Origin of the sequence: Pauljensenia sp. UMB10120 (assembly GCF_030212035.1) — a bacterium.
Lineage (GTDB): Bacteria > Actinomycetota > Actinomycetes > Actinomycetales > Actinomycetaceae > Pauljensenia > Pauljensenia radingae_A.
On the sequence record NZ_JASODH010000004.1, the window covers coordinates 135,398 to 150,840 of the forward strand.

Below are 15,443 nucleotides of genomic sequence, written 5' to 3' on the forward strand. Positions count from 1 at the left end.
GAGCCGGCGCTGTACCCAGTGAGGTACCTGCGGCCGGCTCGTCTGTCTTCGTTCCTGTTCAGGTGCCGACTGATTCGAAACAGCCGAAACGGATTGCTGTGGTCAGTGCGATCACCGGGATCGCGATGCACAGCACCATGAAGACCATGTCCGCCCAGCTGACTGTGGAGGGGCGCGCCCAGGTGCGCCGCGTATCTGCACCGAATCCTCGTGCTTCCATCGTCACCGACAGTTTGGCGGAGCGGCGCAGCGCAAAGACGAGCAGTGCGAACGCTCCCTGGAAGAACGCGATGAACCTGTTGGCGTCACCGAGGCCGCGCATGCGCCGAGCCTGCATGAGCGCTTTCCAGTCGGCCATCATGAGTCCGGCCATACGGACACCTGCCAGTGATGCCAGCACGGGGCGTGCCGGCAGGTGCAGTATCTGTCCGAGTCCATCTGCCATGTCGGTCGGGTCGATGCGTGAGAACACAACGATCGCCGGCATTGCGACGGCGATGACACGAAGGAATATTCCTGCTGCCAACGCGATGGAGCGGTCACTGATCGCCATCGGCCCCCAGTGCCAGTACAGCGTTCCACCCGGGTCGGCGTACAGGAGCATTGACACTGATGCCAACGGTGCGGCTATGAGGACCGGAATCATCCTCACTGCCATCTGTTTCGCACTGATTCCCACCAGTGGGAGAAGCAGCAGTTCACAGATCAGCGCAATGCCTGCACTGACTGTGTCAATGGAAGCGATCAGCGGGGTCGTCATTGCAGCGATTCCCAGCACCTGCGTCACCGGGTTGACCTTCTTGAGCAATGCGCCTCGCTTGTGTGCACGCGAATGCCCCTCATTGCCGAGGGCGTCCACGCCATCTGTGCTCTCACTACCACCGGCAGATGCCGGATCTGTGCGTGCGTCGGTTCCAACTTCGCTCAGATCAATGACGTTGTCCGCCATTGCTTCAACAAATGAGTGGTCGTGCGTGATCGCCACGAGCGTGGCGCCGGCATCGACCACTGAGCGCAGCAGTATCACCAGTTCCACCCACGTGGAGCGGTCCTGTCCAAAGGTCGGCTCATCGACGATCACAATGTCCGGTGCGCTAATCAGTGCGGTCGCCACCGACAGGCGGCGTTTTTCTCCACCGGACAGTGTCATGGGATTCGCACGAGCAAGGTGCTCAAGTTTCAGAGCTTTCAGGAAACGTTTAACCTGTTCGTCGCGCTGGTCGGAGTCACACTTAGCCAGTGTTGGTCCAAGTTCCAGCTCTTCTTGAACAGTGCGGCAGACGAACTGATATTCGGGTTCCTGAAACACCATGGACAATCGTCCGACCAGATCCGGCGAATGCCACTCGTACGGGTCGGTGGATTCAGGGCAGCGTGAAGCTGTCCGTTCGGGAGTCTTACCGGATGCGGACGTCTTATCCGATGCTGCAGGGCGCGTCGGATCAATTCGCACCATGCCATCAAGCGGCTTGAGCAGGCCGACCATCGTCAAAGCCAGTGTTGTCTTTCCCAACCCGTTCCCGCCGACAATGCAGGTGCATTTGCCCTGCGGAATACGCATCGAAATGTCGCGCCGAATGGGATGATCCGGGTCGTATCCGATGGCCAGGTCACTGACAGTGATGGCATCTGTGTTGGTGGCGACCGGATCAGCCTGGCTGCCACTCACGATGCTGTCAGTGTGCTGATTGCGTACGTCACGCCGACTGTCACCGATCACCGCTTCTTCGTCACCAGGCAGCCAGATCCCGCATTCACGCAGGTAATCAGCCTGGTCATGCAGGACTTCCTGCACGGTGCCGTCAGCACCGATTGCGCCGTCGATCACCACGATGACGCGGTCAATCAGCTCCATCCAGACGTCAACGCGGTGCTCGATGATGATCGCTGTGGCACCGGTACGTTCCAGTACTGCGCGGGTCGCGTTGCGGACCTGCTGAACGCCCTGCGGATCCAGATTGGCCGTCGGCTCATCCAGGAGCAGCAAGCGCGGATCCATGGCGAGCACGCTTGCCAGTGCAAGACGCTGTTTCTGCCCACCGGATAGTTTTGATGTTGGATAGTCCAACGGAATATCCAGGTTCACAGTGTGCAGCGACTGGTCGACGCGCTGCCAGATTTCATCACGCTCCACCGCCAGGTTCTCGCATCCGAATGCGACGTCGTCACCGGCTCGCGCCAGCACGACCTGTGCTTCCGGGTCCTGCATAACCAGACCGATGGAGCCACGCATTTGTTCCGGGCGAGCTCCGTCGACAGTGAGTGTGCCGCGAGATTCACCCTCGTCGTCACCTCCGAGTACGCCGGCAATACCGCACAGCAGTGTTGACTTGCCGGACCCGGATGCCCCCAGTACGAGGACGTGTTCGCCGGGCCTGATGTCGAGGGTGATCTGATTCAGTGCCCATGCGCGTCTACCGGCGTGCCGCCACCCCCATCTGTCGATGTGAACGGAGGCTCCGATATCCACGCGGGTAGTTGCCTCCGGACTCATACGAGTTCGTGGCGCTCGCGTCCAGCTGCGAAACGGTCAAGCGCGCCGGTCTGAGCCAGTCCGCGCACGATGAACCATCCGAGCAGGCCTGCCAGCAATGCGCCGGAGATCTGCGTGGTGATGAAGTACGTGACGTTGAACAGTGCGCCTTTGGCGTGGTTGTAGGCGATGAATTCCCAGACGAATGCACCCAGAGCTGAACCCATACCGGTCAGAATGCCGATCGGCAATGTGAAGCGGCGGTACAGAACAATCAGGAGGATCAGTTCAGCTCCGAGTCCCTGCACGATGCCTGAATACACCGCGCCGATGCCCCATTGTGATCCCAGAGCTGCGGACATACATGCTGCCAGGAGTTCAACGAACAGTGCGCCACCAGGTTTGCGGATGATGAGGCCACCCAGAACACCGCCAATCAGCCAGATTCCAACGGCGATTCCGCCCAGACCCGGGGTGAGGGCATCCATCGCTTTGGTCCATAAATCACCGGGCTGGTTCCACAGCAGGAAAATGCAGCCGCAGGCTACCGCGAGGATTGCAGCTGTCACAAAATCAACAACGCGCCAGCTCAGGCGCGGCTTCTGGTCAGTCATCGTGTCCTCTTTCTCGTGTATGACCTTGAAGACGCGCACGAGAAGAGAGCCTTCCTTCGCCGGTTTTAACCCGGATCAGGTTCAACGGTCGAGGGGCCTTGTTCCCCCTCCTCTCAACCCAGCACAACTGGGCTCCCGTGGCAGTAAACGTGAGTATAGTACGTGCTGGCTCAGTAGCACAGCCTCAGGCTGCGCCTTCCAGGTAGGCCTTCAGTGCCGGCAGGACAACATCCCACGTGCCCTGCGCGTCTTCCCATGCCTGGCGCACTTCAGCCTCGTCATCGCTGACGGATGTAATATCTGATTCCTCGACGTGCACCTGCACCAAGCTGTCCTTCTCGGACAGTGACACTTCCACGCGCGTGGTGCGTTCTTCAGGGAATTCGTCCCCTGCCAGCGGGTACCACCGGAAGGAAATGAGATCCATCGGATCTTCATCTTCCTTTTCGATCAGCCATGCACCGGCATCCGGATCTTCGATACGGTACAGGCCGTCCTCGCCGCGTTCAAATTCATGGTCGCCGAATGGCCCGTCGTTGACCCACCAGCCCGGCTCGCTGACCGCTTTCCATACGGATTCGAGGTCCGCTGCAATTGAAATGTCTGCTTCAACCGCGTCGAGGTTGTCCACCTTGTCCATTGATTCGTCATCGTCGTCGAAGTAATTCATGTCTTAACGGTAATCGTTGCCCACCACGACTTTCCAGCTTTTGACGCATTAGCAGATCAAAGATGCGGCGCATGACGGTTTCCACCGATACGATAAAGACGTGAATGCGGCGCAACGCTCAACTTTGCGCTGTGCCTTCTTCACAACACCTTTCTGTGCGCGTGCCACGAGCATCGCACAGTCGCTGCTTGAACAAAGGAGTACGTGTGCTCGTCGGAGTACCAGCCAGCAATGCTGATCAGCCACTTGTCGCAGCCACCCCTGACACCGTCACCAAGCTCAAGAAACTGGGTTTCGACGTGTGCGTACAACGAGGCGCTGGGCAAACCGCTCAATTTCCTGATTCATTATTCGAAGATGCGGGAGCCACCCTCGTCGATGACCGCGGCGCGTGGGGTGCCGACATTGTCCTCACTCTCGACGCCCCCACAAGCGAGCAGATCGCGGCGATGCAGTCGGGCGCAACACTGATTTCCCGCCTGGCACCCGCGCGCCACCCCGAACTGGTCGACGAATTGGCGAGGGCGAACATCACCGCGCTGGCTATGGACACTGTGCCGAGAATTTCCCGTGCTCAGGCGATGGATGTCCTGTCCTCCCAAGCCAATGTCGCCGGATATCGAGCCGTCGTTGAAGCTGCTCATCAGTTTGGCCGCCTCTTCACCGGTCAGGTCACCGCGGCCGGCAAGATGCCGCCGGCACGTATCTATGTGATCGGTGCGGGAGTTGCCGGTCTGGCAGCGATCGGCACCGCCAACTCCATGGGCGCTGAAGTCTACGCAACCGACGTACGTCCCGAGGTGGGCGAACAGGTTGAATCGATGGGAGCCACATTCGTTCCGATCCCGGTGGGCCGTCAGGAATCCAGTGACGGTTATGCCAAGGAGATGGACGCTGATCAGGCGCGCGCAGCTGAAATACTGTACGCCGAACAGGCTGCCTGCTCCGACATTGTCATCACGACAGCAAACATTCCGGGGCGTGCCGCTCCGCGCCTGCTCAGTGCCGACGCGATTGATGCGATGCGTCCGGGCAGCGTGATTGTGGATATGGCAGCTGCCAACGGCGGTAACTGTGAACTGACGTCACCCGGGGAAATTGTGCGAACCGAAGGTGGCGTCACCATTATCGGCCTGACCGACCTGGCGGGCAGACTCCCAGCACAATCCTCCCAGCTGTACGGGCAAAACATTGTGAATCTGCTGCGTCTGGCCACGCCCGACAAGGATGGTCAGCTCACGCTGGACATGGATGATGAGATCATTCGCTCCATCACTGTGACGCACGAGGGCGACGTGATGTGGCCACCGCCGCCGGTCAACGTGTCGGCGGCTCCTGCTCCTGCTCCGACTCCGCGCGAAGACCCGGCGGCAGTCGCTGCCAGAGCGGCTGATGAGTCACGAAAGGAAGCGTCCCACAAGCGTAACCGCGTGATCGGAATTGTCGTGGCGATAGCCTTGGCCGCCCTGTTGATTTTGACGTCACCGCTGATGGTCTCCAGCCATTACATCGTGCTGGCGCTTGCAGTGGTCGTCGGGTTCTACGTCATTACGAACGTGACGCACTCGTTGCATACGCCGCTCATGTCGGTGACGAACGCGATTTCCGGCATCATCCTGGTCGGCGCTCTGCTTCAGATCGGATCGTCGAACGTTTTGGTCACGATCATTTCCTTTGCCGCCATACTCGTCGCGTCGATCAACATTTTCGGCGGCTTCACAGTCACCCACCGCATGCTCGCGATGTTCAAGAAAGACTGAGGCAGATTTACCGTGTTCACCAACCTTGTCACACCGTTTCCCCAGGACCTCATGTCAGCTGAAATTCCGGGTGCCGAGCTCCTGTCGGGCGGTTTCGTCTCACACTTCGTTGTGTTCGCCTACATTGTTGCCGCCATATTCTTCATCCTGGCGCTGGCCGGACTGTCCCGTCATGAGACGGCTCAACGCGGCAACAATTCAGGCATCATCGGCATGGCGATTGCGCTGGTCGCCACCATAGTCCTGGCTCTCACGTCGCAGCCGGCACGCGGGGTGGTCGTCACCGCGATCCTGATTGCGCTCGCAATGAGTATCGGCGCAGTGATCGGCATCTGGAAGGCACGCAACGTTCAGATGACCGGCATGCCGGAACTGATCGCATTGCTGCACTCATTTGTCGGCCTGGCAGCAGTGCTGGTGGGGTTCAATTCCTACCTGGCACCCGACGCCAATGCGCTTCTGCTGGGAGGATTCCACCTCGGTGAAGTGTTCCTGGGCATCTTCATCGGTGCCGTCACCTTGACCGGCTCAATCATCGCGTACCTCAAATTGTCCGCGAAGATTTCGGGCGCACCGTTGATGCTTCCGGGGCGCAACTGGATCAACCTTGCTGCCATCGTCGTCTGCCTCATCCTGATGGTACTGTTCGTGCGTCAGGACGGTTTCACCGGAGTTGGCATTGCAGCGTTAATCATCATGACTCTCATCGCGCTGGCACTGGGTGTGCACCTGGTGGCCGCGATCGGCGGCGGAGACATGCCCGTTGTCGTGTCCATGCTGAACTCGTATTCCGGGTGGGCTGCGGCAGCGGCCGGCTTCATGCTCAACAATGATCTGCTCATTATCACTGGCGCGCTTGTCGGCTCCTCCGGCGCGTACCTGTCCTACATCATGTGCAAGGCGATGAACCGTTCGTTCATCTCCGTCATCCTGGGCGGTTTCGGATCGACAGGTGCGACTGCGTCAGCCTCGGACGAAACAGGCGAATATCGCGAGATTGACGCTGCGCGTGTCGCCGAGATGTTGACGGATGCGCAGCACGTCATGATCACTCCCGGGTACGGCATGGCAGTGGCTCAGGCACAGTATCCAGTCGCGGACCTGACGAAGCGACTGCGCGAGACGGGTGTGGATGTCCGCTTCGGTATTCACCCTGTTGCAGGTCGCCTGCCCGGTCATATGAACGTGCTGCTGGCTGAAGCCAAGGTTCCCTACGACATCGTGATGGAAATGGATGAGGTCAACGATGATTTCGGTGATGTTGACGTCGTCCTCGTCATCGGCGCGAATGACACGGTGAATCCTGCCGCCGAGCAGCCCGGCTCCCCGATTGCGGGAATGCCGGTGCTGAAGGTGTGGGACGCACACGATGTCATCGTCTTCAAACGTTCGATGGCGACCGGCTATGCGGGTGTACAGAACCCGTTGTTCTTCAAGGACAACACACACATGCTCTTCGGTGATGCCAAAGCCTCAGTCGAAGCAATCATTTCTGCGTTGAACTAGCTCGTACGTTACACCTCGGCAAGATCGCGGCGCATCTCCACCATGGCACCGGGATCATCCACCACGTCGATTCCCACGTCGACAAGCAAGTCGCGAATGGTCACTGCCAGCGACCGAGGCTGATAGTCCCATTCGTTGCGCGCTTTCGCGCCTGAAACGTGTGGCAGATCCTCAAGGGCACCCAGCGATGCCGATGTGAAAATATCCGAATTGACCCACGATCCGATTTTTTCGCCCACGGGAGCCAGCCAGTCCACCCACCGCAACGGAAATACCGGCACCGCACGCCCCGAATGTCCTGCGAGCGCGGAAGCGATTCGCACCAGTGTCGACATGGATGCTCGAACGCCAGACAACAAGTACTGCTGCGAGGTTTGGCCCTTCTCAAAGGCGTCGATCAGTCCTCCGGCAACATCGCGTACATCCACCCAGTCGAAGCCGCCAGCCACGACCGCAGGTACCCGGCCTCGTGCAGCATCCAAAATGATTTCGTTGACGCGCGACTGTGTCGGGTCGGTCGGCCCAATAATTCCGGTCGGCATACACACCACCGCGTCCAGTCCACGCGCGATCTGTCGACGCACCGCTCGATTTCCTGCCGCCTTTGAGCGGTCATACAGCGGGTGATCTGGCCCGGCAGGCGGCGACTTTTCAATGATGACCCCTTTAGTCGCATTGTCGAGGGCATGCACGGACGAGCAGTGAACCATTCGGATGTGGTGTTTCAGCGCCGACCTGGCCACGACTCCGGGTCCAGCCGAATTCAACCTCCACGCCTGGGGGTCACGTTTCTTCAAGGTGATGGCGGCCGCCAGGTGAATGACACCATCAACGCCGCGCATCGCCTCATCCACCTGGGCGGGTTCCAACACTGATCCGGTGACATACTCTCGCTGCGCACTGCACACACCATCATGAACGAGGGAGCCCCGCGTACCACTGGCAGGTGCCACCTGATCGAAACAACGCACGGCATAACCTCGTGCTTCCAAAGCGGGCACGAGGTTGCTTCCCACATATCCGCTGGAGCCTGTGACTAAAATGCGTGGGTATTCAGTGGCATTCGTGTGCATCGTTATCCCCCTTTTCTCACCTTAGTGCGCGTTGACACCGAGGGGGCGTCCTGGACGGGAAGACGTGTGGGCTGGGTTCAGTTATTCAGAGCGAACTCGACTTCCACCTCGACTGACGCGTTGAGCGGCAATGCGGCTACGCCGACGGCAGAACGTGCGTGAGGCGTTCCGAAGATGTCCTGGAAGAAGTCAGAGGCCCCGTTCAGAACACCAGCCTGGCCGGTGAAGCTTGGGCGGGAAGATACAAAACCGGTGACTTTGACGACGCGTGCCAGGCGGTCGACGTCTCCGGCGACGCTTGCTGCTGCCGCAAGCGCGTTGAGCGCGCAGATGCGGGCTGCCTCGTAAGCATCGTCTGGGTCTGCGCCGTCCTCTCCGACTGCACCAATGCAGGAAAGCTCACCGTTCTCCAATGGCAGCTGGCCTGATGTGCGAATCACTCCGCGGTTTTCAACTGCCGGAACATAGGCCGCAACCGGTGCTGCAACTTCCGGAAGTTCGTATCCTGCCTGCGACAGTCGCGCGCTCACCGATTCCATTGTGATCTCCTTAGTTCGAGCTGTTCAGCTAACTAGGTTTATTTGACCATTTTGGTTCGAGAAAAGCGACGCAGCAGCGCGAGATGTCTCCACCTGAAGCAACCACCTGTCATGTCGCATTAAAAAGGGTGGGCCGCGAACCTTGCGGTCACGACCCACCCCAGTTGAACTAGATCATGCCAACTAGTTCACTATGCGTGTCGTCTCGGAGGAAGACAGGAATCTTGTCCAGAGGGCACTCGACATCGATCGACTGACCGCCTTCGTGCTTGTCACCCGTTGACGCGTCAGTCCAGGAAGCTCCGGCCGGCAGATACACCGATCGGGAGGTTGCAGCGGCTTCCAGAACTGGAGCGACCAGGATGTCTCCGCCTAGCAGGTACTGGTCGGAAATGGACCAGCACTTCTCGTCGAGCGGGAATTCCTGGAAGAGCCCTCTCATCACAGGTTGTCCTTCTTCATGGGCTTCCAACATGACGTCTCGCATGTAGTCGCGGAGCTTTTCGCGCAGATGAATATACTTCTCAAGCACGGCATACACGTCGTCTCCAAAGCTCCAGAGTTCATTCTCAGCACCGCTGGGCAGTCTGTAGGAGCCATCCTTGGCGCTGACCTCTTCAACTGGCCGTCGGTCACCGTGCAGCCTCATCACTGGGCAGAAAGCTCCGAACTGGAACCACCTGATGAGAAGTTCCTTGAATTTCGGATCTGTGATGACACCATCGTGGAAGCCGCCAATGTCGGTGGTCCACCACGGGATCCCTGCGGCACCCATGTGGATTCCCGCAGCAACCTGGCACCGCAGGTCTTTCCATGTTGAGCTAATGTCACCAGACCACACAAGAGCACCGTAACGCTGAGAGCCCGCCCAGGCGCACCTCAAGAGGTTAACAACGTCGTCAGTGCCGGATTCAACCAGTCCGTCGTAGAACGCTTTGGCGTAGTTCTGCGGATAGATATTTCCGACCTTGACGTTGGGGCCAGCGTTGTAGCGGTAGTTATCGAAGTCGTAGGCACCGTATTCAGGCTCAGCCTCATCGAGCCAGAAAATCTTGATGCCGTACTTGCCGTAATTTTCTTTGCACTTCTCCCAGATGAACTTTCTTGCCTCGGGATTGGTCATGTCAATGAAAGCGCTCGGTCCCTGGAACGCCATATGGACATCTAGGCCACGTTCTGCCCGTGCTAGCAGGTTGTTCTTCTTCAGCTCATCCCAGTTCTCGGATGCGTGCGCAACCTGGGTCCACACCGAAACCATGAGCTCAACGCCCATGCTATGGAGTTCATCAACCATTGCCTGAGGATCCGGCCAGAATTCCTCCTCGAAGCGATAATCTCCCATGTGGGGCCAGTGGAAAAAGTCGATCACGATGACGTCCAGGGGCAGTCCACGGCGCTTGTGTTCTCGCGCGACTTCAAGGAGCTGCTCCTGGTTCCAGTAACGGAGCTTGCACTGCCAGAACCCCAGTCCGTGTTCTGGCATCATGGGAGCGAATCCGGTTGCCGCGGCATATGCCTTACTGATTTCCCGCGGGCTGTCTCCAGCCGTGATCCAGTAGTCGAGTTGATCGCAGCGCTCTGCTGACCACTGAGTTACGTTCGATGAGAAGCTTACTTGCCCGATGGCAGGGTTGTGCCACAGGAAGCCGTAGCCCTTGCTGGAAATCACAAAAGGAACGCTCGCCTGGGAGTTGCGATGAGCAAGTTCAAGAGTGCATCCCTTGAGATCACCGATACCCTCTTGGTACTGGCCCATTCCCCACAGATGTTCTTCTTCTGGAGACTCGAACGACATTGTCAGGGAGATATCGCCGCCAAGAACGGGACGCAGATCGCGAGCCTTCAAGTCCAGAGACCCGCCCCGATCCTTTTCACGCAGTAATGGTGTTCCATCCGTTTTCTCAAAACTGATACTGCAATGGAAAGTCTCGTACCCAACTTTTCCATCACACATCGCGGTTTGGCGCAAGATGACGCGTAGCGATCCGACCTCGAGTACAGCTTCATCGCCCTTGAGTTCGACGCTCGATTCCTGATCTTCAGGTTGATCGAGCAGAGCCCAATTCGATTCGATGACATCTGCCATGAGTCGTGAACGCACACGGACTGCGTCCTTTCCCCAAGGCTGAACTGAAAGTGTTGTTCCGTCACCACGCCACCGTAGTCCTAGACCGTCTTTTTCAAACGCCTGCTGCAAGGCTCTTTCCTTTCATTCACTATTCATGAATTACGGCTTTTCACTACGCAGTTTCACGCATGAACAGCCCCTCAGCCAGCCCTGCTTCAGGCTCCTAGTGTTGTGCCATCTGTCCGGGATGGACGATCGACTTCAGCGTGGTCGGCGCGGGCTTGTTGATGATGGGCTGGTCAGCTTCGTCGAGGGCGTAGTGATCAGTGCACAGGCGATCCAGGTCGACCGCTCCACTGGCTACCAGGTGGATGGCTGTGGGCCACGTGTTGTTGTAACGGAAAATCCCGGTCACGTTGATTTCGTGCGCGGTGATGAATCCAACCGGCAGAGACATATCATCGTCACCCATACCAATCAGCACTGCGGTGCCGCCAGACGCCAGACGCATGATGCCGTCCTGCACAGCTGCAGTGACGCCCGTCGCGTCAATGAACGCGTCAAAGTGTTGACCATCTAGTGCCGGGTCACCTGGCTCAACAGCCTGGGTTGCTCCCAGCGACAGTGCCAAATCGCGCCGACCTTCAACAGGATCACTGACGACCACCTCGGCAGCGCCAAATGCCCGCGCAACCTGGATGACGATCGCACCGATCGGACCTGCGCCGGCAACAAAGACGCGGTCCCCCACTTTCACGTGGGCTTTGCGGATTCCGGCAATACCCACGCTCAGGGGTTCCATCAAGGCTGCCGCATCCCACGAAATGGAGTCGGGAACCTCGTAGGCGAAATCGGACTGAATCAGGACATATTCGCAAAAGGCTCCGTCAATGGGCGGCGTCGCGTAGAACTCGATATCGGGGCACAGGTTGTATTCTCCGCGCTTGCAGTATTCGCACACTCGGCAGCACCGTTGCGGCTCGATGGAAACGCGCTGGCCGATGCGGGCTGGATCCACGTCATCGCCCACGGCCACAATCTCTCCGGAGGCTTCGTGCCCCAGGATCATCGGCTCGTTCACCACAAAGTCACCGATGCGGCCCTTGTGGTAGTAGTGCACATCCGAGCCGCACACCCCCACCGACTCCACGCGAATCAGCACCTGGTCCGCATCCGGTGTCGGAACCGGTCGTTCCTCCATCTCAATGAGACCCTGGCGAATCAGGACGCTGGCTTTCATAGTCTGTGGAATCTGCGTCATCACTGTGCCTTTCCTGCGCGTTCCATCACGCGCGCTGCTTGACGGGCGGCGCCCAACGCTACGTATTCTCCCGACTTGGGTACTGTAACTGTTGCGCCGAGGAATTCTTCGGCCAGTTCGAGGACGGCGCGCGATTTCGCTCCGCCGCCGACCATGACCACGTGTTCGAGCTTCACATCCAGTGCGCGCACCGCATCCAGAGCGAACTTCATCAAGTTCAGCAGTCCTTCCACCGTTGCGCGTGCCACGTGAGCGCGATCCGAGTTCTTCAGAGTCATGCCCTTCAGCTCAGCCGTAGCATCAGGCAGGTTCGGGGTGCGCTCGCCCTCGAAATAGGGCACTAAAGTCAATCCCGCGGCATCGTCCACACTCAAGGCAAGATTATCAAACTCGTCGTAACCCGCATCGATCACCGCCATCATTGCGTCGATGATGCGCGAGGCATTGAGCGTGCACGCCAATGGCAGCCAGTTTCCTGTCGCATCGGCAAAGCCGGTCACCAGTCCTGAATGGTCAGCAACCGGGTGATCTGACACGGCGGCAACAACTCCGGATGTGCCCAGTGACAGCAGAGCCTGACCGGGTTTGAGGTCGACACCCAGCGCTGACCCCGCATTGTCTCCACACCCTGGTCCCAGCATGATCTCACCCCAGCCTCGCGACTCATCACCACGTCCGGCCACGTCCCATGGTCCGAGGATTTTCGGCAAGATGATGGATCGTGCGACGTCCTCGTCGATGCGCAACGCGTGGGCAAGGATGTCGCGGCGGTAGGTTGGCGTAGCGCGGTCCATGTAACCGGTACCCGACGCATCGGAGCGGTCCGTGCGCAGATCCTCCAATCGACCGGTTCCCATGATTTTCCACGTCAGCCAGTCGTGCGGCAGGCAAATAGCTGCTATACGGCGCGCGTTTTCAGGCTCGTGGTCTGCCAGCCAGCGCAGCTTCGTCACGGTCAGCGAGGCGACGGGCACTGATCCGGTGGCATCAGCCCACCACGCGGCACCGGCTTCCTCGTCACCCTCGCCGTATTCGGCAATAAGGTCACGAGCAGCGTCGGCTGAACGCGTGTCGTTCCACAGCAGGGCGGGTCGGATGACTTCTCCATCTTTGTCCAGGCACACCATGCCGTGCTGCTGTCCGCCCACGGATAGCGCCACCACGTCCTCCAGGCCACCTGCTGCTTTGACGGCCTCGTTGAACGCGTCCCACCAAGCCTGCGGGTCCACTTCCGTGCCGTCAGGGTGCGTCGCTTTGCCTTCACGCACGACCGTTCCGCGCAGGGCGTCCACGATGACAACTTTGCATGATTGGGTCGACGTATCCACGCCCGCAACGTACGGTCCATACATCGTCATGTTCAGCTCCTTGTTCCATGTTGAATAATTTCACGCTGCTTGGAAGAGGCGTGGCGTGCACGAGAACCCCATTGTGTTTCGTTACTAAACAAAATAGCGGGGTGAACGAGTATAGTCAACCCATAAGGCCACGTCGCGACGCTGACACATAACCAGAATGTGAGAGAACAATGACCCGAGCACATAAGTCCTCATCACGCCTCACCTCCCTGCCGCGCAGTGCCCGCACATCCTCACGTGGCAACGGCGGCGTCAAAGCTCAGTCGTTGCGCGCCATGAATCTCGCCCTCGTCTTTCGCTATATCCTGGCCGATCCCGGAGCAGTCACCCGCGCCTCGGTCGCGGCGACAACTGGCATTACGCGAGCAACAGTCTCCCGCCTGGTGGACGAGCTCATCTCGGCTCACCTGGTCACCGAACTCGACCCGTCAACTGATGCTCGACGAGGCAGGCCAGCGGTGCGCCTGACCCCGCGGGAAGGATATGCGACCGCACTGGGATTGGAAGTCAACGTCTCCTACCTGGCTGCACGCATCGTGGACCTGTCAGGGCAGATCGTGGCAGAAGGCGTGCAGGAAGGCGACTTTTCAGACTCAGATCCGCAGCAGACCATGCGCGCTCTGGGGGAGCTGGCTGATCGGGTAAAAGCACAAGCCGATGCCGCGACAGAAGGCGACACACTGTTTCTTGGAACCGGGTTGGCCGTGCCCGGCATTGTTTCCGCTCAGGCTGTGATCCTCGCTCCCAACCTGGGGTGGCGTGACCTGCCGTTACACACGCTGCTCGCACCGCTGTCCCACCTGGGTGTCGTCACCGTCGCGAACGAGGCCGACCTGGCAGCGTGGGCCGTAGCATGTCCGCAACCTGGTGTCCCATCAGGGCCGCCCTCGTTCGTTTACGTGTCCGGTGAAGTCGGTATTGGCGCAGGCATCATCATTGACCACGCTCTCCTGCCCGGTTCGCACGGATGGGCAGGCGAAATCGGACATATTTCCACCGACCCTGCCGGCCCGACATGCAGATGCGGCGCGACGGGATGCCTGGAAGCCTACATCGGCCAGCGCGCACTGGTAGAGCGCGCAGGTCTGGCCCGTGGCGCGACAAATGTCGATGTTGTCGCTGCTGCTCAAGCGGGCAACGTTGCTGCCCGCGTTGCATTGGACGAGGGGGGCGCTGCTCTGGGGCGCACACTGTCTGCCGTCATCAACATGCTCGACATTCCTTTGGTGGTGTTGGGCGGTTCCGTCGCTGACATTGGCTCTGAACTGCGCGAACGGGCACTGCCTGAATTGCGCACGCGGGTCCTCCACTCTGCCGGCAGCCCCTCTGAAATCCGCATTGCCGAGCACTCTGCTTCACTTGCCACGATCGGCGCTGCACACCGAGTCCTGCAGCACCTCGTCGATGATCCGATGGCGTGGACGGCACGCGTGGAACGGTCGCAGGAAAGTGCCTGACGGCCATAGCGATGAAGTCTTTACGCCGACCGTCGCCTCTGGGTGGACGCAAGCCACACCAGAGTGATCTGGCGTACTTTGCCACCGATGATCCTCTGGCTCTTGACGATGTGCTCCCTGGTCCGCACTGCGGTGGAGCTGAACTGACGCTCCTGATCGTCGGAATCAATCCGGGGTTGTGGACTGCGGCCGTTAATGCACCGTTCGCGCGACCGGGTAACCGCTTTTGGCCCTCTCTCGCTCGAGCGGGCCTGACTGACTATGAGATCGATGCGTCCTGCGGCCTCAGCGCCGAAGATGAGGAACATATTCTGTCACGCGGAATCGGCATCACGAACCTGGTCGGCAGGCCCACTGCACGCGCAGATGAATTGAGTCGCGATGAACTGCGCGAGGGCGCTGCCCACTTGGTGACTCGGGTTGGCGACCTGAATCCACGCGCCGTTGCCATTGCCGGAATTACCGCGTACCGCACGGCGTTCAGGCAGCCTCACGCAAAGCTCGGGCGGCAAGATGTTGACGCGATTGACAACTGGCCGCGCGGCATATCCCTGTGGGTTGTTCCCCAGCCAAGCGGCCTGAACGCACACGAAAATATCGACTCGTTGGCCGACAAGTGGCGTCAGGTGTGGGCAGATGCCACTCGGCCCGAGTGACCGGCGGG

The 15,443-nt window shown here is 59.4% G+C and carries 12 protein-coding genes; 4 read left to right on the plus strand and 8 right to left on the minus strand.

Going from position 1 to position 15,443, the window contains the following annotated elements; genetic code table 11:
• Nucleotides 1-58 precede the first annotated feature (58 nt).
• The 3 genes from QP093_RS05355 to QP093_RS05365 all read right to left on the minus strand — a co-directional run bounded on the left by QP093_RS05355 (nt 59) and on the right by QP093_RS05365 (nt 3,757).
• Entirely contained in the window at nt 59-2,494 is a 2,436-nt protein-coding gene (locus QP093_RS05355) for an ATP-binding cassette domain-containing protein (protein ID WP_285015342.1), read from the minus strand.
• Nucleotides 2,491-3,087 carry an ECF transporter S component gene (locus QP093_RS05360; RefSeq protein WP_285015344.1) on the minus strand — a complete coding sequence of 199 codons (597 nt, stop codon included), beginning with the start codon at nt 3,085-3,087 and terminating at the stop codon, nt 2,491-2,493. Before QP093_RS05360 ends, QP093_RS05355 begins: the two co-directional genes overlap by 4 nt.
• A 184-nt stretch (nt 3,088-3,271) precedes the next feature.
• Complete coding sequence (locus tag QP093_RS05365) at nt 3,272-3,757, minus strand: SRPBCC domain-containing protein (protein ID WP_285015348.1); 486 nt, start codon at nt 3,755-3,757, stop codon at nt 3,272-3,274.
• 206 nt (nt 3,758-3,963) lie between these two features.
• Between QP093_RS05365 and QP093_RS05370 the strand changes: the two genes are divergently transcribed.
• Both QP093_RS05370 and pntB read left to right on the plus strand, forming a co-directional pair.
• Nucleotides 3,964-5,517, plus strand: coding sequence for a Re/Si-specific NAD(P)(+) transhydrogenase subunit alpha (locus QP093_RS05370; RefSeq protein WP_285015350.1), 1,554 nt, complete (start codon nt 3,964-3,966; stop codon nt 5,515-5,517).
• 51 nt (nt 5,518-5,568) lie between these two features.
• Entirely contained in the window at nt 5,569-7,023 is a 1,455-nt protein-coding gene (gene pntB / locus QP093_RS05375) for a Re/Si-specific NAD(P)(+) transhydrogenase subunit beta (RefSeq protein WP_285015506.1), read from the plus strand.
• A gap of 8 nt (nt 7,024-7,031) precedes the next feature.
• Here the strand turns inward: pntB and QP093_RS05380 are convergent, their stop codons facing one another.
• From QP093_RS05380 to QP093_RS05400, 5 genes are all read right to left on the minus strand, one after another.
• Nucleotides 7,032-8,096 (minus strand): NAD-dependent epimerase/dehydratase family protein, encoded by a 1,065-nt coding sequence (locus tag QP093_RS05380; RefSeq protein ID WP_285015352.1) that lies wholly within the window; start codon nt 8,094-8,096, stop codon nt 7,032-7,034.
• A 77-nt stretch (nt 8,097-8,173) separates the two neighbouring features.
• Nucleotides 8,174-8,635, minus strand: coding sequence for a RidA family protein (locus tag QP093_RS05385; RefSeq protein ID WP_285015353.1), 462 nt, complete (start codon nt 8,633-8,635; stop codon nt 8,174-8,176).
• A gap of 169 nt (nt 8,636-8,804) precedes the next feature.
• Nucleotides 8,805-10,832 carry a glycoside hydrolase family 31 protein gene (locus QP093_RS05390; protein WP_350309964.1) on the minus strand — a complete coding sequence of 676 codons (2,028 nt, stop codon included), beginning with the start codon at nt 10,830-10,832 and terminating at the stop codon, nt 8,805-8,807.
• 94 nt (nt 10,833-10,926) lie between these two features.
• Nucleotides 10,927-11,964 (minus strand): NAD(P)-dependent alcohol dehydrogenase, encoded by a 1,038-nt coding sequence (locus QP093_RS05395; RefSeq protein WP_285015359.1) that lies wholly within the window; start codon nt 11,962-11,964, stop codon nt 10,927-10,929.
• Complete coding sequence (locus QP093_RS05400; protein ID WP_285015362.1) at nt 11,964-13,322, minus strand: xylulokinase; 1,359 nt, start codon at nt 13,320-13,322, stop codon at nt 11,964-11,966. The genes QP093_RS05395 and QP093_RS05400 overlap by 1 nt, the downstream gene beginning before the upstream one ends.
• A gap of 170 nt (nt 13,323-13,492) precedes the next feature.
• Here QP093_RS05400 and QP093_RS05405 point away from each other — a divergent pair, with 170 nt between their 5' ends.
• Both QP093_RS05405 and QP093_RS05410 read left to right on the plus strand, forming a co-directional pair.
• Nucleotides 13,493-14,779: an ROK family transcriptional regulator gene (locus tag QP093_RS05405; protein WP_285015364.1), complete on the plus strand. Its 1,287-nt coding sequence runs from the start codon at nt 13,493-13,495 to the stop codon at nt 14,777-14,779.
• Entirely contained in the window at nt 14,740-15,435 is a 696-nt protein-coding gene (locus QP093_RS05410) for a mismatch-specific DNA-glycosylase (protein WP_285015368.1), read from the plus strand. The genes QP093_RS05405 and QP093_RS05410 overlap by 40 nt, the downstream gene beginning before the upstream one ends.
• The last annotated feature ends 8 nt before the right edge of the window (nt 15,436-15,443 follow it).

Coding starts and splice junctions, on each gene's coding strand:
- QP093_RS05355 (WP_285015342.1), bottom strand. CDS start 2,494: ATGAGTCCGGAGGCAACTACCCGCGTGGATATCGGAGCCTCCGTTCAC.
- QP093_RS05360 (WP_285015344.1), bottom strand. CDS start 3,087: ATGACTGACCAGAAGCCGCGCCTGAGCTGGCGCGTTGTTGATTTTGTG.
- QP093_RS05365 (WP_285015348.1), bottom strand. CDS start 3,757: ATGAATTACTTCGACGACGATGACGAATCAATGGACAAGGTGGACAAC.
- pntB (WP_285015506.1), top strand. CDS start 5,569: ATGTCAGCTGAAATTCCGGGTGCCGAGCTCCTGTCGGGCGGTTTCGTC.
- QP093_RS05380 (WP_285015352.1), bottom strand. CDS start 8,096: ATGCACACGAATGCCACTGAATACCCACGCATTTTAGTCACAGGCTCC.
- QP093_RS05385 (WP_285015353.1), bottom strand. CDS start 8,635: ATGGAATCGGTGAGCGCGCGACTGTCGCAGGCAGGATACGAACTTCCG.
- QP093_RS05395 (WP_285015359.1), bottom strand. CDS start 11,964: ATGACGCAGATTCCACAGACTATGAAAGCCAGCGTCCTGATTCGCCAG.
- QP093_RS05400 (WP_285015362.1), bottom strand. CDS start 13,322: ATGACGATGTATGGACCGTACGTTGCGGGCGTGGATACGTCGACCCAA.
- QP093_RS05405 (WP_285015364.1), top strand. CDS start 13,493: ATGACCCGAGCACATAAGTCCTCATCACGCCTCACCTCCCTGCCGCGC.